The organism is Yoonia sp. MH D7, from assembly GCF_054439475.1.
This window is the reverse complement of record NZ_JBTJCF010000001.1, coordinates 146772-167288: the sequence shown is the minus strand read 5'-3', so window position 1 is coordinate 167288 and position 20517 is coordinate 146772. Positions and strand designations below refer to the sequence as shown.

6 protein-coding genes and 2 pseudogenes are annotated in these 20517 nt (G+C 59.2%); 5 read left to right on the top strand and 3 right to left on the bottom strand.

Annotated features, from left to right (window positions below; translation table 11 throughout):
* Nucleotides 1–33 precede the first annotated feature (33 nt).
* Genes ACXLHR_RS00750 through ACXLHR_RS00735 form a run of 4 tightly spaced genes read left to right on the top strand, consistent with a single transcriptional unit; the run spans nucleotide 34 to nucleotide 5989 of the window.
* Nucleotides 34–633 (top strand): SOS response-associated peptidase family protein, encoded by a 600-nt coding sequence (locus ACXLHR_RS00750; RefSeq protein ID WP_458789642.1) that lies wholly within the window; start codon nucleotides 34–36, stop codon nucleotides 631–633.
* A complete protein-coding gene (locus ACXLHR_RS00745; RefSeq protein WP_458789641.1) occupies nucleotides 623–1207 on the top strand; it encodes an ImuA family protein in 585 nt (194 codons plus the stop codon). The genes ACXLHR_RS00750 and ACXLHR_RS00745 overlap by 11 nt, the downstream gene beginning before the upstream one ends.
* A complete protein-coding gene (locus tag ACXLHR_RS00740) occupies nucleotides 1134–2663 on the top strand; it encodes a Y-family DNA polymerase (RefSeq protein ID WP_458789640.1) in 1530 nt (509 codons plus the stop codon). The genes ACXLHR_RS00745 and ACXLHR_RS00740 overlap by 74 nt, the downstream gene beginning before the upstream one ends.
* Nucleotides 2660–5989 (top strand): error-prone DNA polymerase, encoded by a 3330-nt coding sequence (locus ACXLHR_RS00735; protein WP_458789639.1) that lies wholly within the window; start codon nucleotides 2660–2662, stop codon nucleotides 5987–5989. Before ACXLHR_RS00740 ends, ACXLHR_RS00735 begins: the two co-directional genes overlap by 4 nt.
* A gap of 187 nt (nucleotides 5990–6176) precedes the next feature.
* Here ACXLHR_RS00735 and ACXLHR_RS00730 read toward each other — a convergent pair.
* From ACXLHR_RS00730 to ACXLHR_RS00720, 3 genes and pseudogenes are all read right to left on the bottom strand, one after another.
* Nucleotides 6177–6647: pseudogene (locus ACXLHR_RS00730) on the bottom strand (DDE-type integrase/transposase/recombinase); the annotation flags it as partial.
* A 449-nt stretch (nucleotides 6648–7096) separates the two neighbouring features.
* On the bottom strand, nucleotides 7097–7624 hold the full coding sequence (locus ACXLHR_RS00725) for an invasion associated locus B family protein (protein ID WP_458789638.1): 528 nt from the start codon (nucleotides 7622–7624) through the stop codon (nucleotides 7097–7099).
* A gap of 61 nt (nucleotides 7625–7685) precedes the next feature.
* Nucleotides 7686–19298 (bottom strand): beta strand repeat-containing protein, encoded by an 11613-nt coding sequence (locus ACXLHR_RS00720; protein ID WP_458789637.1) that lies wholly within the window; start codon nucleotides 19296–19298, stop codon nucleotides 7686–7688.
* A 141-nt stretch (nucleotides 19299–19439) separates the two neighbouring features.
* Here ACXLHR_RS00720 and ACXLHR_RS00715 point away from each other — a divergent pair.
* A pseudogene (locus tag ACXLHR_RS00715) lies at nucleotides 19440–20449 on the top strand (IS3 family transposase); the annotation flags it as partial.
* Nucleotides 20450–20517: the final 68 nt, after the last annotated feature.

The following is a 20517-nucleotide window of genomic DNA, read 5'->3' as shown; positions in this document are numbered from 1 at the left end:
GTTCTAGATTAACCCATGATTCCGGATATACCCATGTGCAATTTTTATTCCCATACCAAAAGCCAAGATGCGATGCGGCATGTGTTTGATGATTTGCTGATCGGGGATGAGACGTTTGAAGATCTAACAGGCATTTACCCCGATGATACGGCGCCGGTCATTCGGCACGGGCCAAAAGACAGCTGGCAAATGGCCATTGCGCGTTGGGGAATGCCCACGTCCGCGACGTTTCTCGAAGGCAAGCGCTCAGACCCTGGCGTGACCATTATCCACAACACCGCTTCGCCCAATTGGCGGCGCTGGCTAGGGGGAGAGAATTGCTGCCTTGTCCCCTTCTTCAGCTTTTCCGAGATTGACACCCGCGCAGGCAGCCCGCGCAATCACCCCATCTGGTTTGTCCTTGGGCCGGACTGCCCCTTGGCCTTCTTTTCAGGCCTTCACACCGAATGGACCTCTGTGTGCAAACTGAAGGAGGGAGAAGTAACGGCTGATCTATTTGGCTTCCTCACCTGCGCCCTCAATGCCGATGTGGCCCCGCCCCCCCCCACAGCAGAGGCCCTACATTTGCAACGCCCCCTGCCCGATGGCATCTTGCGTATCGTCGCAGAGGGGGGACGGGCAGATGCACTTTGAAACCTCTTCGGGTGACAGCTTCTCCCTTTTAAAATGCCGCGTGCATGAGGCTGAGAGTCGTGGTCGACGTGCCTTTGCGGGATTTCAAGCCGCCCGTCATCCCGGCCCTCTGGTCTGGATACTGCCCACCCATTCGCCTGAAACGCCAATGCTGCGTGGCCTGCCGCAGGGCGTGGGCGAACGGCTGCACCTGCTGCGCCCAACAAGTGAGGCCGACCTGCTGTGGTGCATTGAAGAAACCTTGCGCGCGACCCCAGTTGGTTTGGTGATTGCCGAGCCGTCGCAACCTTTGTCGTTGACCGCCGGCAGGCGCTTTCAACTGGCCGCTGAGGCGGGCGGCACCACGGGCCTGATGCTGATCCAAACCGATGCGGGCAGCAATGCCACCGAGAGCCGTTGGAAATGTGAACCGCAAGCTAGTGATGCAGACTCGACTCTGCATCACTGGACTCTTAAAAAGAACAAAAGAGGAACTTTAGGGAATTGGGTGTTAAACTGGAATGGCGCGACGACTGCTTTCCATATGGTTTCCGAGGCTGGCGAGCGACACCAGCCTGCGGGACAGGCCCGTTGAGGGGCCTTTTGCCCTGACCCTGCGGTCGGGTAATTCCGATCACCTGCATTGCGTTAACCCTGCTGCCATTGCCCAAGGCCTTGCGCGTGGTATGTCCCTTGCCGATGCCCGCGCGATTTGCCTCGATCTTGCCACCCGCCCCGCCGATCTGGCGCGGGAAGTCGCCGCACTGGCCAGCCTGCGCCGCTGGGCCAGCCGTTATGCACCGATGGTGGCAAGCGATGGGCCGGACGGATTGATGGCCGATATTTCCGGCGTGCCGCATCTATTTGGCGGTGAGACCGATCTGCGCGATGATTTGCAGGCGCGGCTGGAACGCGCCGGTTTGGCCGCCACCAGCGCCATTGCCGGCACACGCGGCGCGGCCCATGCGCTCGCCCGTCACGGTGGTGGGATTATCCCTGACGGGCAGTTGCAACAGGGGCTTGGCCGCCTGCCGATCACCGCGCTGCGCATTGATCATGACACGGCGGCAGGGTTGGCACGTGTTGGCCTGACCCGCATTCGTGACCTCCTCCCCCTGCCCCGCGCGCCCCTTGCCCGCCGGTTTGGCCAAGGCTTGGTGATGCGGCTGGATCAGGCTTTGGGGCAACATGCCGAGCCCGTTGCCGCCGAAGCTGACGTCCCGCATTTCGGCGTGCGGATGACCTTACCCGACCCGATCGGCCTGCAATCAGACGTGATGGCGGGGTTGGAACGCTTGCTGGACCGGCTTTGCGCCAAGCTGGCCGCAACCCGCATGGGTGCGCGGCGTGTGCGGCTGGAACTCCGCCGTGTGGATAAAGGCGTGGTGTTGGTGGACATCGGCCTTGCCCGCCCGATGCGCGACCCCGCCCGCATTGCTGCGCTGTTTGCCAAGGGTGTGGATGATATCGACGCAGGTTTTGGCATCGACGCCCTGCGGCTGACCGCCCCTCTAGTCGAGCCTCTGGCTCCCGAACAAATAGGGGACACTGGCGTCCGGCAAGAGGATGTGATGGCCGATCTTCTCTCATCGCTGGGCAATCGCATCGGGTTTGACCGAGTGTTGCGGCTGATGCCTGCCGACAGTCTGATCCCCGAGCGCAGCCAAATCCTTGCCGCGGCAGCCTATAGTGCCCCCGCTCCTGCTCCGAAACGCCACGGCCCCAGCCGCCCGATCACCCTGTTTGCGCCCGAACCCGTCACCGCCGCCTCGGGCCACCCGCCCAACCATTTCCGCTGGCGGCGGATGCGGTTTAACACCCTGCGCGCGATGGGGCCGGAACGCATTACGCCGGAGTGGTGGTTTGATGACCCCGCATGGCGGTCGGGCCTGCGCGATTACTGGCGCGTAGAAACCCAAGAAGGCCCGCGCCTATGGCTGTTTGTGACACCGCAAGCGCATAGCCCCGATTGGCCCAGTTCCGCAGGGGGAGGGGACTGGCCCGCCCCGGCAAGGGGCAAAAACTGGTATGTGCAGGGGGAATTCGTATGACCGCCCAACAGCGCTATGCCGAACTTGGCACCACCTCCAATTTCACGTTTCTGCAAGGGGCCTCGCACCCCGAGGAACTGATCATCCGCGCGGCCGAGCTTGGCCTGACCTCTATCGCTATCACCGACCGCAATTCGGTCGCGGGTGTGGTACGGGCGTTTTCGGCGTTGAAAGAGCTGGCCCGCCTGCGCGATGAAGCGGGGCAAAGTGACGAGGCACAAGGCGGCCCTGCCATCCGGTCACGCTGCGTCACCGATCATTCCAGCCGCCAAACCATAATCAGCACCCCTGACAACAGCCAAATCAACCCCAATGCCCCGCTACCAAAACTGATCGCGGGCGCGCGGTTGGTGCTGACCGACTCTGCTGTGGAATGGTTGGCCCTGCCGACCGATATCGCCGCGTGGTCACGCCTGACACGGCTTCTCTCGCTTGGTAAACGCCGCGCACCTAAAGGCGAATGCCACCTGACCCGTGCCGATCTGGGCGTGTGGGGCGCAGGCATGATCCTGATCGCTCTGCCGCCCGACCCGATGGAGGCCGCCTGCCCCCGCAGTGACCTGCTGGCTGTGGCCCGCGCCTTTCCCGGCCAGTGTTTTCTGGGCGCGGCGCCGCGCTATGACGGACGCGACCAAACCCGCCTCGACCAACTGGCGATGATGGCGCAAAACACAAACCTGCCGATGGTCGCGGTTGGTGATGCGTTGATGCACCGCGCCGCCCGCCGTCCTTTGGCCGATGTGCTGACCTGCCTGCGGCTGGGTTGCACAATCGACGCTATCGGCGCGAACCGCCTTGCAAACGGCGAACGCCGCCTGAAGACAGGGGCCGAGATGGCCCGCCTGTTTCACCGCCACCCTGCCGCAATCCGCCGCACGGTCGAGATTGCCGACCGCTGCGCCTTTCAATTGAATGAGCTGAGCTACCAATACCCCGACGAAGCTAAGGACGGCGAGCCCGCACAAGATCGGCTTGAACGCCTAACCCGCGCGGGTCTGAACTGGCGCTATCCCGCTGGCCCACCGCCCAAAATCATCCACCGCGTGGAAACGGAACTGACCCTGATCCGCGAGGTGAAATACGCCCCCTATTTCCTAACCGTGCATGACATCGTGCAATTCGCGCGCTCCAAAGGCATCCTGTGCCAAGGCCGTGGCTCGGCCGCCAATTCAGTGGTCTGCTACCTTTTAGGCATCACCGAGGTACCGCCCGAAAGCATCACCCTGATCTTTGAGCGCTTCATTTCCAAAGAACGCGACGAGCCGCCGGATATCGATGTGGATTTCGAACATGAGCGCCGTGAAGAGGTGATCCAATGGATTTACGCCCGCTATGGCCGCGAACGTGCGGGGCTGACCGCAACCGTCATCCACTTTCGCAGCCGCGCGGCCATCCGCGAGGTGGGCAAGGTCATGGGCCTGTCTCAAGACGTGGTCGCGCGGCTTTCGGGCCAAATCTGGGGCTGGTCTGCCGCCGCCCCCGACGCTGATCGCATGCGCGACGCCGGCCTGAACCCTTCAGATAGCCGCGTCATGCTAGCTACGAAACTGATTGGTGAGATCATCGGTTTCCCACGCCACCTGTCGCAGCATGTTGGCGGCTTTGTCATTACGCATGGACGGCTGGACGAGCTGTGCCCGATTGAGAACGCATCGATGGACGACCGCACCATCATCGAATGGGACAAGGATGATATTGACGCGCTGGGGCTCCTCAAGGTCGACATTCTCGCGCTCGGTATGCTCACCTGTATCCGCAAGGCGTTCAGCCTTTTGGCCCAACACCGCGGCCAAACGCTGACGCTGGCGAATGTGCCGCCCGAAAATCCGCCGGTTTACGATATGCTCTGCCGTGCCGATGCCATCGGGGTGTTTCAGGTCGAAAGCCGCGCGCAGTTGAATTTTCTACCCCGCATGCGCCCGCGCAAATTTTATGATCTCGTCTGTGAGGTCGCCATCGTCCGCCCCGGCCCGATCCAAGGCGGTATGGTACATCCTTTCATCAACCGCCGTATGGGCCGCGAACCGGTTGAAGACCTTGGCCCCGCGATGATGGAGGTGCTAGGCCGCACCTATGGCGTGCCGCTGTTTCAGGAACAGGCGATGCAAATCGCCGTGGTCGCCGCAGGGTTTACCCCTTCTGAGGCCGACCGCTTGCGCCGCAGCCTCGCCACTTTCAAACGCATGGGCACCATTGGCGGTTTTCGCGACCGCTTCATCTCGGGCATGTTGGCACGGGGGTATGATGCGGATTTCGCGACCCGCTGTTTTGCACAGATTGAGGGATTTGGCTCTTATGGTTTCCCCGAAAGCCACGCCGCCAGTTTTGCGCGGCTCGTTTATATTTCCGCATGGTTGAAATGCCATCATCAGGCCGTGTTCACCTGTGCATTGCTGAACAGCCAGCCCATGGGGTTTTACGCCCCTGCCCAGTTGGTGCGCGATGCCCGTGATCGCGGGGTCGAGGTGCGCCCCATCTCCGTCAATCATTCCAATTGGGATTGCACGCTGGAGCCCCGCTCCGATGGCACCCTCGCCCTGCGGCTGGGGTTTCGTCAAATCAAGGGTATGCGCGAGCATGACGCCCATTGGATTGTCGCGGCACGTGGCAATGGTTACCCCGACGTCGAAAGCCTATGGCGCCGCGCGGGCGTGAAGCCCGACACATTGGAACGGCTGGCCGAAGCCGATGCTTTTGCCGTTCTCAACCTCACCCGTCGCGATGCACTTTGGGCTGCCAAGTCACTCAAGGCGCCTGCGCCCCTGCCGTTGTTTGGCACAGATGGCGAGGGCGGGATTGAACCGCAGGTCGCTCTGCCGCAAATGACGCTAGGCCAAGAAGTCGTCGAAGATTACGTCGCACTGCGTCTGTCCCTGCGTGCCCACCCGATGGAATTGCTGCGCCCCCACCTGCCGGACTCCATCCCGCACAACCGCCTTGGTCATACCCAAACTCGCGCCACTGTCACTGGCCTTGTCATCACCCGCCAACGCCCCGGCACCGCATCTGGCGTGATTTTTCTGACATTGGAGGATGAAAGCGGCACCGCCAATATCATCGTCTGGAAAAAGGTTTATCAAGCCTTCCGAAAAGCCGTCATCGCAGGTCGCCTAATCCGCGTCACCGGCCGCATCCAACGCGACGGCCCCACCACCCACCTGATCGCCGAGCGGGTTGAAGATATGTCGCATCTACTGACCTCCCTCAGCCACCCAACCGATGCACCCGCCGATGATAGGTCGCGGGCAAACATAAACTATAAGACAAATGCAAATCACTCACGAGAACAGGTGAAAAGATTATTCCCCAGTCGCGATTTCCATTGAAAACCTCCCTAGGATAAAATTCAGCTTGAATAGGCCCACCGACGAACACTAGCGCCCTGGTCTTGTCCCGCTTACGTTCCGGTGTCTCGCCTCATTTAGGCAGCCTCTCATTCGAAGCCCAAGGGGCTTTTGCCACCCAGCTATGAATGACGCCGTCTTGGTTTATAGAACCCATGAATATCTCTCCTTCTGTGTGGTGAATGCAGCCCTTGGGAGGTTGTCGCACGGCCATGGTGATGTCCGACGCCCGGACCGCCAGATCTCGCTTCATACGATTACTGACAGCACCGCCGATGACGCGTCGAGAATAGAGATCCAAGATCACCGCCAGATAAAGCCAACCCTCGCGGGTCCAGATGTGCGAGATATCAACCGCCTGTTACCCAGCAATGGTTTGCCTGCAAACCATGAGAAGGCATTTTTGATTTGAACCATCGACAGAAAAGTTCTGATCCAGCAAGTCGCGCGCGATGTTGAACGCATGGTTACTGTCCGTGGTCACCTTGTGTTTCTGGGTCCTGACGGTCTTGATGCAGTTCATGCGCATCAGGCGGCCAATCCGGCCGTACCCAACACTCAGCCCCATCTCTTGCAATTTTTCGGTCATACGTGGTCGACCATATCTAGGCAGGCTCAGCCGATGTTGTTCTCGGATATGGGGCGGGGAAATTCCACCGACCACTCTTCTTTCCAGGCAACAATGAAGGCGAACCTCGTCGGTTTTGCCCTGAAGAAATAGTGGCTTTTTTTCAACACTCGCTCTTTTTATCGACGTCTTCGTGAAGGCCCTACATCAGGTCATCATGCTGATGCTTTTGGACCCACTTGTTCAGCGTCAAAAGCCCCCCAAATCAGAGGCCGCTTGTGATCGTGTCAATCCATTAGTCGTTGCCATGCGCACTGCATCACTTTGAGCCTCGTCTACGTATCTCGTTGCTATCTTCAATATCCTTCATAGCAAACATTGCTCGAAAGAGACTGGAACTAAGCTGGGACAAGATCAGTTGCCCGAAGGCAAAACTATGTGCCGCCCGAGATAATCGCGTCTACCGGGCGTCGGCCCGGCGCGCGATTATCCATTGCGCCGAGCCGCAAGTCGCGCTGTATCTAAGGGACAAGCGACCAAGAATCGCTAAATCCGCGCAACTCAAACGAGATCCGAATAGATTCTTTGGCTTGGCTTTCAACGGTCAGCACTAGTTCTGCGCCGTCTTTCATCGCAGTAATTTGGCCTGCTTCCAGTGGCGTGATCGCATAGCAGCCCTGCGCATCGCAAGATTGGAACGGAATATTCATCAACTCGGTTTCATCCACCGCCAAAGTCAGACCTTCGGGCAGATTAAGCCCGATCGGCAACGTAAACACCCCTGACGCCGCATCGTTACCGACCGAGCGCAACAACGATACTGTCGCAAGACGCTGATTTTGTGGTCCAGTGACAATGCTTTGAGAGGTTTCGCATTGCAAAACGGCAACGTCCATTTGATTGGAACAGCTTAGCAACCAAGGTGCGCGCGGTTCTGCAGGGGTTGCTGTCAGCGTTTCCGAAATTTCCTCGGTCGTGTTCGCCTCTGCCGTTGCGCTTTCTTGCGCAGATAAGGGCCCTGCTAGGGTGATCAAAGTCGCTAGTGCCATAGGCAAACCTGTGGCGCGCATTCTTAGTTTTAAATCCAAAATCGTTTTCCTTTAGTGCTCGTTAGAAGTTGATACCAAGTTTAACACCAAGCGTAGAAGACCGTGAACGGTCGCCTTTTTGGCGTTCGTATGTCACATCCGCAAATGTGTTGTTGCGCGTGTTCGTAAAGGTCGCACCAACAGTTAGGCGTGTCGATCTGGAATCAACGTCCGCATAGTTGCGGAACGATCCATCATTGGCACTCGTGCCGGGCAAACGGGCGTCGACGTACAGATTATCCGTATCGCCAAAGATAGCCTCGCCGCGCAGAAAGCCGCGCATTTTGACGCCTTGTCCAAGATCCGTATCCGCACCCATTTCCAGCGAAGCGGTTACGGTTGTAGCCCACTGTGTGGTGTCTTGCAAACTGACGCCGAAGCGGTTTCCAATTTCCTGCGCGGACCATGACCGTAGGCGCGTCGCGTCAACATCAATACCCGGACGGATATAGAACTGTTCTCCTGCGAAGACATGACGATACCCCGCCCCAAACCGTAGGTTGGTGTGCGAAACGATCTGGGTCGTGGTTGCAATGCTTGTGGCGTCCAGTTGCGTACCATCAGGCAAAGCGCCCTCGATGTTAATCAGGCGGTTGGCATTATAAGTGCTGCGACCTGTAGATAGGCTACCGCTAAATTCCCAAGGACCGCGCGATGTTTGAAGAGCAACACCGAACTGATTGCGGCTGCCATTGGCCGAGAACGTAGTTCCGTTGTTTACCGTAATCGTCTCGTGGCTACCGCCGAAGGTGACGAACGTCTGACCATCCAGCGGGAAGCGGAAACCACCGTTCAAACCGTCATCAAAAGACGAGAAGTTCAGCGCATTATCAGTTGCATCACGGGTATATTTCGTGCCCGAGACTTGCAGCCAATGACACCGTGTATCCTCAAGTGTGGATAGCGCGGTCGTTGGACGATCGCAAGTTTGCAGTGCTTGCGCAAAACCTAGAGCACCGCGTTGTGCGCTAATCTGGTTAGACGCATAATCGCCGGTGGTCAGTTGGCTCATCAACTGAATCACTTCTTCTTCAGTTTCGAAGTTCGCCATGACCGCAAACAAGTCACCCAATTTTGCGGAGCCTTCGCCGTTCAAAACATCGTTGATATATAGCCCCACATTGGTTTGGTTTAGGTTCATGTTTGCCGTTGAAAAGTTAACGTCAGCGACCAGATCAATGCTGCTGCCGTCACCTGAGCTGCCATTCAACCCAATACTGTAATCAATAAGTGCTGTGTCGATCACGTAGGCGCCAGCGTCGAATCCAAGACCATCCACATCGACGATCACGAGAGGTAATGCCCGCTCCAACTTGTGCAGCACTGGACGGATCGTGCCGTTGACGATGGCGTCGCCAGTGACATCAATAAGATCGCTGCCAACCCCAGCTTGGCCGTCCTGCCTAAATGACGCGTCAACGATGTAATCAGCAGTCGCACCCAGCGTCAGGTTACCATTCACTTTCGTGGTCTGGTAAACCAATGGAGCAACGCCAAATGCGCCCGCGCTCACGTCATATGTCAGCGATGGTATCGCATCTGTTGCAGGGTTTACGGTCATGCTGACCTCGCCACCCAGCACTAAGAACCCGTCCACATTCATCTCGCCAGACGCACCCAGATCAACAGTATCCTGCGCATAGAATGTCGCACCAGGATCAATCGTAAGTTTATTTTGACCCGCACCTAGATCGACATTACCTAAGGCCTGCCCTTGCAAATTGACTGTTTCGTCACCCGCTCCGGTGCGCAAAATCTGGTTATTTGCGGCCATCAAGAAGCTATCGGTCGATAGATTGACGTTATTGGCATTGCCACCGTCGATCATGATCGCTGCGCTGTCGTCACTTGGACCACTGCCGCCCATGATCACGCCGTCAAGCACAATTTCGATATCGCCCGCGCCGTCTTTTCCCTCGGACTGTGCCAACACCGCAATGCCGCCGACACCTGTGGCAAGGATATTGCCCTGAACCGCCAGATTGATAGAACCGCTAGCGCCGGCGCCGCCTGCCGAGCCAAAGAACATGGCATCAACTGCACCGCCGCCGCCGCCAAGGCTTTGCGCCAGAACACCGACAGACCCGTCACCGGATACCAAAATATTACCAGCACTGATAAGCGCGATTGCCGTGGCGGTGGACCCGCCACCACCTGCAATCGATTGGCTCAGGATGGCTTGGCTGTTCACGCCGTTCAAGATGATGTCGCCCGTGCTGTTGACGGTAACCGTGCCAACATTCCCGTTGGCGCCGTCACGCGCGCCCAGTGCCGTCGAAAACACCAGATCCGCAATTGTTGCCGCAGATGACGTCAAAGTCAGGCCTGCGTTGCCGCCGCCGCCACTAACAGACTGCGCGAAAATGCCGTACCCGTTGGCACTATTGACTACAATCGTACCAGTATGGTTGACCAAGACGTCACCACTATCGTTGCCGTTACCGGCGCTGCCACCAAGAGCCATTTGCGTCAATGTCTGTGCGCCGGAAGGCGCGGTTGCCGCCGATGATGACAGGTCAACAACCATGCCGCCGTTGCCGCCGCCGACGCCGATTGACTGCGCAAAGATACCGTACGCGCTGTCACCGTTGACAGAAATCGTGCCCGAATTTTCCACGGTCACAGCGCCGCCAACACCACCGTTGCCAGCCGAGCCACCAAGACTGATCGCCAATGAAGGCGCACTGGTGCTTCCCTGCGCTAGCGCCAGATCGCCGCGCGTCACGCTGCCACCGATTCCGCCGCCACCGCCAACTGATTGCGCGATGATGCCGTGAGCGTTGTCACCAAATGTGGTAACCGTGCCCGCGTTTGCGACAGTCACAGCGCCGCCGCTTCCGCCTTCGCCGCCAGAGCCGCCCAAGCCAATGTTAAAGCCTTCGGTCGATGATCCACCGCTTTTGCCAGTGTCCGCCACAACGTTTTTCGTTGATCCACCAGTGCCACCACCGCCGCCAATCGATTGCGCCAGAATACCGTAGCCATCGATGCCCAAGGTTGCGATCGCCCCGTTTACGCCATTCGTTACCGCGACGTCAGCGCCTTTGGCTCCCTCGCCACCCTTGCCTCCGATCAGAATGCTATTGTTTGCCGCTTCTGCGGCCGCCTTGCCCAGAATGATATTCGACACATTCTGCGCATCACCGCCACCGCCACCAATGCTTTGCGCAAAGATGCCTACGGCCCGCTCGTCCAAGATGGTAATACTATTGTCGTTTGCCACCGTGACCGCGCCAGACACAGCACCCGTCCCGCCATCACCGCCAATCGATAGCGTGTTCTGGCTAGCGATTTCCGCGCGCAGGTTCATCACACCCGTGGTCACAAGGCCGCCCATGCCGCCGCCCCCGCCAACAGATTGCGCAAAGACACCGTGCGACGCGACGCCGTCGGTCAAAATGGTACCCGTCGTCGTCACACTCACCGTGCCCGACGCCATACCAACACCACCGTCGCCACCAAGGCTCAGGTTATAAGATTCACCAATATCTTTTGTGCTTTTCAAGCCCGTCACAGCGCTAAACGCAGTTGGGCCACCCTTCACAAGACCGCCAGTGCCGCCCGAGCCACCGATGGACTGCGCCATGATCCCGATAGCACCATCGCCAAGGGTCTGAATTAGCGCATCCGAGGTTACAGTCACAGCGTCGCCGGTGCCACCAGTGCCGCCAGATCCACCCAGACTGATTGCTACGGCCATGCCTTCACCTGTTGAACTGGAAACACCACCACCTGTGCCACCGCCGCCACCGACGGACTGTGCAAAGATGCCGTGCGCTGCCGTACCGTCGGTCGTCACTTGCCCGCTAGCGTCAACACCGACTGTGCCAGCTTTGCCGCCGACACCGCCCTCAAGACCCATGGACATTTGATAGCTGTTGCCAGGCTCGTCACCTTCACCTGGCGTCGATAGGCTAATCGATGTGCTAGAAGAGTTACCACCGCCGTTGCCGATGGATTGTGCAAATATACCGTGCGACCCATCACCTAGCGTGGTCACGGTCCCGTCAGAGCTCGCAAATACATTACCGCCCGTGCCACCACTGCCACCCGTCCGGCCGATATTGACTGAGATATTCCCGTTTTCAGCTTTATTTGAGACCGAGTCGTAGCCAACGTTACCACCACCACCACCGATCGACTGCGCGAAAATACCGTAAGACACGTCGCCTAGTGTTGTCACGACGCCAGTGTTGCGCACATCGACGCCAGCACCGTTTCCGCCATCACCTGTTCCGCCGCCAATGCCCACAGCAAACCCGCGCACTTTGGACGCAGCCCCTTTGTTAAACATCTGCCCGACATTCAGCGCGGCATTACCACCACCGCCACCGATGGATTGCCCCATGATGCCGTGACTTGCGCCACCCTGCGTCAAAATCAGGCCGAAATGGTCAACGTCAACGTCTCCTGCATTGCCAGCACTACCCGCGCTACCACCCACGGCAATCACGCCAGAATAGGTCGTTTTTTGCGTTGATGCGGGCACGGCTTCGGGAGCGCTTGATTTCCCCTCCAACTCGTCAAGGACGGCGTTGTAATTAGGAATGACCGACGCATCTACGCCAGTATGCGCTGGCACTTTGCGGTCAGGATCACCTGCATTTCCACTATCGCTTTCTTGTCCGGTCGTCTTGCTAAAGCCCAGAACCGCATTAATGCCAGCGTCACCGCCACCACCACCGATACTTGACGCTTCGATGCCGTGTCCGCCTGTGCCATTTGTGACGATCATTGCATCAGCCGACAAAGTACTGCCGCGCTGGACCGTCACGGTACCAGCATGGCCGCCACCAGACCCGAACCCACCAATGCCCATCGCAATAGGTTGGCTATTTTGCGTCGCAACTGCCGAGATATTCATCCCGCCTGTTCCGCCACCGCCGCCAATCGACTGCGCGAAAATACCGCGCGCATGATAGCCTGTGGTCGATATATTGCCGTCCGCAACAACAAGCACATTGCCTGCATCCGCGCCCGCACCACCATGACCACCAAGACCGCCAACAACACTAAAATCAGTTGCACCGCGATCTTGTTCGGACTTCGCGTAATTCACCTGACCGGTCACGTTCATCCCGCCATTACCGCCACCGCCAGCGATTGATTGCGCGAAAATACCGTGCTTCCAATTGCCTTCGACTGTGATGGTCCCGGTGTGATCCGCAGACACGTCGCCCGACACGTTACCCGCACCGCCAAAGCCACCAACACCAAACGTCACCGATGGAATTTTCTCGTCTTTGGATAGCGCAATACCACCCGACACATTCAGGCCGCCATTACCGCCACCGCCGCCGATGGACTGCGCCAGCAGACCCGCAGACCCTTCAGTCTCGTTGGAGTCTTCCTTGAACAAGCCCACATCGATGAACAACCGGCGCAAACCCTTGCTTTCGATCTGAGATACAATTGTTTCAACAACATCTGCGCCAACAATATCCGTCAGCCCGCTGATGAAATCTTCATCTGAAGGCTCGGCCAGATCGGTCGGGTTCGTGGTTACAATTATATCTGCAACCGAAACAACGTTAACGTCACCGCCCGTGCCCGCATTGCCACCAAAACCACCGACCCCAACAATAAGCGACGTATCAGACACGATACCCGCAGAGACGTTCAACCCGCCATTGCCGCCACCGCCGCCAACAGATTGTGCCAGCAAACCAGATTTACCAGTGCCGTGTGCCACAATCTCGCTACCTGCCGCGACATTCACCGCGACATTGCCTGCATTGCCACCCGTGCCACCAAAGCCGCCGACGCCAACTAACAGCCCGTAGGATTTGCTGCGATCCGTTTGACCCGCACCTGGCTTGCTAGAAATTGCAAGACCAGCAGACACGTTTGTCCCGCCGTTGCCACCGCCGCCGCCGATGGACTGCGCCACAAGACCGTTGGCACCCGACGTTAAATCAGGCACAAAACTACCGTCTGGAAGTTCGGTCAACGGCACAGCCGTCAGCAAACCATCATATGAAACGGACACGTCCCCTGCATCACCGCCGCCGCCGCCGAAGCCGCCAACACCAGCAGAAATCGACAGAATAGTATCGCTACCCGAAGGTTTCGTCAGCGCCAAAGAGCCCGAAATATTTGTGCCGCCAACACCGCCGCCGCCGCCAAGAGACTGCGCAAAAATGCCGTCCGCACCATTGCCACGCGTGGTGATCGTACTGATCGCATCAAGCGTCACATCACCCGCATCACCGCCGCCGCCGCCAAAGCCGCCGAGGCCCAAACTGATCGCCGCACCAGATTTTCCAGACAAGCTTACGCTTGCGCTGACGTTCAAACCACCAGCACCGCCGCCGCCGCCAACCGATTGCGCAAGCACCCCGATAGAGTCTGCCCCAACCGTATCGATTACCGACTGTTCACCGCTCGCAAGCATCGAAGACCGCAGCGTACTGACGACAACCTTGCCGTTTCCGCCACTGCCGCCAAAACCGCCAAGCCCAAGCCCGATCGCACCGCCATTGTTCTGCGTCAGGTTCACGGCTGCCGAAACATTCGTCCCGCCTGCCCCGCCGCCGCCGCCAATGCTTTGCGTCAAAATCGCCGTGCTTCTTGCGCCCAATGTAGTCACACCACCGATAACATTCGATTGTGTCAAATCACCCGCATTCTGGCCACCGCCACCAAACCCGCCAACACCGATGCCAATCGCACCGCCCGTGTCGCGGCTAATATTCAGTGCTGCCGAAATGTTCGTGCCGCCCGACCCACCGCCGCCGCCAAGCGACTGGGTAAAGATACCGGTTGAATCGTTGCCGCGCGTCAGGAACTGACCTGTCGCCGCTTGCCTTACGCTGCCCGCTTGGCCGCCACCGCCGCCAAAGCCACCAACGCCGACGCCAATTGCACCACCTTTGTCTTTTGCCACGGAAATCGCACCCGATACGTTTGTCGCACCGTTACCACCGCCGCCACCAAGCGACTGCGCGATCAGCGCAGCGGCGTTGTTGCCTGTCGTCTGCGCATTGCCGGTGAAATCGCTATTGACCTCATCAGCCATACCGCCGCCGCCGCCAAAACCACCAACTCCCACAGATATCGCGCCGCCTGTTTTACCCGTGATGTTCACAGCCCCCGCGATGTTCAAACCGCCGTTGCCGCCGCCGCCGCCAAGCGACTGAACCGTCAGACCAGCGGCATTGTTGCCCAGCGTTGTGATGTCGCCCACGACGATACTTGTCGCAGTTTCACCGTCACCACCGGATCCACCGGCGCCACCAAGTCCCACAGCAATCGCGCCGCCAGCATCAGCAGACAGATTCACCGCCGCACTGACATTCACACCGCCAGAGCCGCTGCCACCTAGGCCAACAGCAGCACTGCCGCCGAACTTGCCAGAGGCCGTGATACTTGCCGAGATGTTCAAGCCGCCGTTGCCGCCGCCGCCGCCAAGCGACTGCACGATCACACCGCTAGAATCCGTGCCTGTTGTATCGACGTCACCCGTCAATGTGGACCGCACATTACCCGCGTAACCACCAACGCCCGCAGAGCCGCCAAGACCAACAGCAGCACCGCCGCCACCTTTGCCAGCCACCGTGATATTGGCAGACACATTCAGGCCGCCATTACCGCCACCGCCACCAACAGACTGCACCAGCAATCCTGTCGACGTATCGCCCGCGGTCATAATATTGCTCTGCGCCACGTTGGTCACATCGTCCGCATTACCACCACCAGCGCCAGTGCCGCCCAAACCAACAGCGGCTGAAATTGCACCCTTGCCACCACCAGCCAAGGTCGCCGTGACGTTGAAGCCACCGTTGCCGCCACCGCCGCCGATAGACTGCGCAATCGCACCGGAAGAATTATTGCCGCGCGTCTCAATGTCATCGGTCATGATCAGGTTAACGATCCCACCATCGCCGCCACCGGCACCCGAGCCACCAAGTCCAACACCAAGCGCTCCAGCACCCGTGCCGCCACCAGCCAACGTGGCCGTGACGTTGAATCCGCCGTTACCGCCGCCGCCGCCAACAGACTGCGCAAGCACAGCAGTGGACTGATCTTGCAGCGTCAAAACAGTTGCATTCACAGCCGCATCAACACGCGCACCATTGCCGCCACCAGCACCTTGACCGCCTAAACCGACTCCAACACCCACAGCACCCTTGCCGCCAGCAGCCAACGTGGCCGTGACATTGAAGCCGCCATTCCCGCCGCCGCCGCCAATGGACTGGGCTACAAAACCAGACGACGCAATGCCATCGGTGAAAATACGACCGTTCGAAGTTGCGTCAACGTCTCCCGCTTGACCGCCGCCAGCACCATTGCCGCCAAGGCCTACACCAATCGCACCCGCACCAGTCCCCGCAGCGCCCAGGTTGGCCGTCACGTTAAACCCGCCAGCACCGCCGCCGCCGCCAATGGACTGCGCAACAACACCCGACGCACTATGCCCTTGCGTCATAACCGTTTCATCACTGCGCAATGTGACTTTTGCCGCATTCGCCGCAACGCCGCCATTACCACCCAGCCCAACACCGACAGCCACAGCTCCCGTGCCAGCACCCGAAAGCGACGCTGTGACGTTAAAGCCACCGCTGCCGCCAGATCCGCCAATCGACTGCGCCAAAATACCAGTTGCCGCGTCACCACGTGTAGTCACAGTGCCCGTCACAATCGCATCAACAGTGTTGCCGTTGCCCGCGCCACCGCCTTGGCCGCCTAGACCAACGCCGATTGCCGCCGCACCGGTGCCCGCACCTGCCGCATTGGCGGTCACATTGAACCCGCCGTTACCGCCGCCGCCGCCAATCGATTGGGTCACAACCCCTGCCGACTGCGCGCCGCTAGTCGACACATCGCCGTTGATGTTTGCATTGACCACGCCACCAGCACCGCCCGCGCCGCCACGACCACCAAGACCAACACCAATTGTGCCTGCCGCAGCACCAGCACCCGCAACCGTTGCACTAACACTAAAGCCGCCATTCCCGCCGCCGCCGCCAATCGACTGCACCAAGACACCGCCTGAGCGATCGCCCAGCGTCGTCACATCGCCATTCACTTCTGCGCGGCTAATCAACCCCCCGCTGCCACCTGATCCGCCCGATCCGCCAAGACCGACATTCACGCCACCAGCAGCCCCGCCAGCACCCGAAATCCCTGCTGAAACAGAGAAACCGCCCGTGCCACCGCCACCACCGATGGATTGGATAACAACACCGCCCGAATCTGTCGAGGTAGCGTCAGTACCCGTTAGCACGTCCGCACCAATCACAGCCGACACCGTGCCGCCAACACCGCCACCGCCGGCTTTCCCACCAAGCCCTACCGTCACCGTTGCCGCCGCACCTGCGGCAAAATTTGCACCTGCCGCAATCGCGTAACCACCGTTACCGCCGCCGCCGCCGATTGACTGGACCACAACGCCCTGCGATCCACGTTCCGCCGTGCGGATTAAATCACCGTTTGTAACCAATGTGACCGACCCGCCTGCGCTTGCCGCACCACCATTGCCGCCAACACCCACGTTAATCCCCGCAGACGCACCACCACTGAACCCGATAGAAGCAGAAATCGCGCCGCCACCGTTCCCGCCACCGCCACCAATCGACTGTACAACCATCGCATCAGAAAACGTGCCAAAGGTCTCGACATCCGCAGTGTTGGTCGCATTCACCGTGCCACCAGCACCACCGCTAGCGCCCTCACCACCCACACCGACTGTGACACTGCCAGATGCGCCAATGCTTAAAGCCGCCGCAGCCGTGACAGACAAACCGCCATTGCCGCCCCCGCCACCAATCGATTGCATGACCATGCCGTTGGACCGTGTCCCGCGCGTGATAATCTTACCGTCGTAACCGCTATTTGTGACCGTGCCACCCGCACCTCCCGCACCGCCGTCGCCCCCCAAGCCGACCGAAATACCGCCTGCTACGGGACCCGCCGCTGCCGCAACAGAGATCGCAAACCCGCCGTTGCCGCCGCCGCCGCCAACCGATTGCAACAAGACTCCTGTAGAATCTGCACCGCGTGTCTCGACATCCGCAGAACCGGACCCGTTCAAAGTCACTACACCACCGTCGCCAGCCACACCTGCATTACCGCCAATGCTGACAGCCAAAGCACCGCCAAAACCTAGAGCAACCGAAGTCGCACCACCGCCATTACCGCCGCCGCCGCCAATCGACTGCGCCAAGACACCAAACGACCGGTCACCTTCGGTAAATATCCGCGACTGCGTGCCGACATCGGTGTCCGACAGCGTCAAATCAACAACGCCGCCCGCGCCGCCCGCGCCACCATCGCCGCCAATGCCAACAGCCGCAAAAATGCCAACCGACGTGGCCGATCCGCCGTTACCACCACCACCACCAATGGATTGCGCCATCAGTGCGGTTGAATCCGCTTGCCGTGTCGTAATTTGTCCGTCGTTGCGCACGGTTACATTTCCGCCAGCGCCACCGACAGAACCGCTACCGCCAACGGACACCATTCCCCCCGTCGACCCGCCATTGCCGCCACCGCCGCCAATCGACTGCGCCACAATCCCGCGTGCGCCAAAATTCCTTGTCGTGATGGTCCCACTGTTTGTTGCTGAAACCGTATCGCCGTCGCCGCCCGCATCGCCGCTACCGCCAATCGCCACCAAGCCGCCACTGCCACCGCCAGCACCCCCAGATCCCGCAATTGATTGCACCATGATCCCGTCTGACCCGACGCCAAACGTGTTGATGGTTCCAGAATTGGTCGCTGTTGCCGTGCCAGCCTCGCCTCCACCCGCACCAGTGCCACCCAAGGCAAAAATACCTCCGCCAAAGCCGCCAGAACCGCCGCCGCCGCCAATCGACTGTACAAAAATCCCGCGTGAAAAATTGGCATTGGTCCGAATAGCGCCACTGTTAGACCCGCTTGCATTGCGGCCCGATCCGCCCGCATTACCTACGTCCGCAAAGGCAACAATACCGCCTGCAGTGCCCGCATCGCCACCACCGCCGCCAATCGACTGGGCCAAAATACCATGAGAGCCAACGCCGTTGGTCACGATGTCCCCATTGTTCGTCACCGATACAACACCGCCCTTGCCGCCGACACCACCGCTGCCGCCATTGCCGACGATGCCAAAGCTAGACCCACCCGTGCCGCCATTGCCGACGATGCCAAAGCTAGACCCACCCGTGCCGCCATTCGCACCAACGCTTAAGCCGTAAATACCATGCGCACCGATACCATTGGTCGCAATACTGGTTGTGCCACTTGTAAAGACTGTGACCGCGCCGCCGTCAGAGCCCGGACCACCGTTGCCAGACCCCGCGCCAAACGACAGATATCCCGTACCCGCGTTGCCTCCCGATCCAGAGCGGCTTAGCGCATAAATTCCGTGCTTTGCGTCGCCCGTCGTTGTGACGTTCCCGCTAAATGACAGGTCCACCACGCCACCTGCGCCGCCATTGCCGCCGTTCGCACCGCCCGCACCAACATAGCCGTTACCACCGTTGCCACCATTGCCGCCAATATTGGCAACTTCAACACCGATGTTTGTCGTGTTATAATTCCCTTGAACTACGGCAACGTTTGGCGCTGTCGGTTTAGTCTGCCCACCACCGCCGGCATGCGCCGACACAAACAGCGCACCAGCGCGCCCGTTGCTGCCACCTTTACCGGTCACGACATAGCGATAGCCCGTGCTTGACGAATTTGCGATCGATGGAGGAGTCTCAACTGGATCCGCCGGTGCTGGGTAATCCTCCCCAAAACTAAGGGGATGCGGAAGTAGAATTTTCTCGGCAAGATATCTGAGGAGATTTTGATGAAGATGACGAGATATAGCGAACCCCAAATCCTTGCGATCCTGCGCCAAGCCGAAGGCGGTGTGCCTGTCTCTGAGCTGTGCCGCGAGCACGGCATGAGCAACGCGTCATTCTACAAATGGAGGTCGAAGTATGGCGGGATGGACGCATCGATGATTAGCCAGATGAAGGCCCTTGAAGACGAGAACCGGCGTCTCAAGAAGATGTATGCCGAGATGAGCATGCAAGCTGAGTTACTGAAGGAAGCCCTTGGAAAAAAGTGATCCGGCCAGCCCTGCGTCGGGGTCTGGCCGAGAAAGCTGTGGCGCGACACGGTGTCAGCATTGCGCTGGCCTGCCGCACCTTTGGCGTGAGTGAGACCTGCTATCGTTACAGCCCGCTCTTGAGCGACGGGAACGAAGAGATCGCCGATCTGCTGGTTGGGCTGACGACCGCCCGGAAGACGTGGGGGTTTGGGCTATGTTTCCTGCATCTACGCAATGTGCAGGGCCATCCGTGGAACCACAAACGCGTTTACCGCATCTACTGCGAACTGGAACTGAACTTGCGGATCAAACCTCGGAAACGGTTAAAGCGGGACAAACCCGATGCGCTGGCAGTGCCGGACGCACCAAACGTGACCTGGTCGATGGACTTCATGGCGGATCGCCTCGGGGATGGCCGGGCGTTTCGGCTTTTGAACGTGCTGGATGATTTTAACCGCGAGGGTTTGGGCATCGAGGTTGATTTTTCTTTGCCAGCCGAACGGGTTATTCGCAGCCTCAACCGGATCATCGAATGGCGCGGCAAACCAGAAACTATTCGGGTTGATAATGGCCCAGAATATATCAGTGGCAAGCTGTTAGAATGGGCTGAAAAACAAGGTATTAGCATCCAGCATATCCAACCCGGAAAGCCGCAGCAGAACGCTTACATCGAGCGCTACAATCGCACGGTCAGGCATGAATGGTTGGACCAACACATCATTGAAAACATCGAGGAGGCGCAAGACTTCGCCACACAATGGCTTGTCTTATAATGAACTTGGCTCCTGCTTTATAATGGGGCCACTGCCCGCCACGTCATTTGTGACAGGCA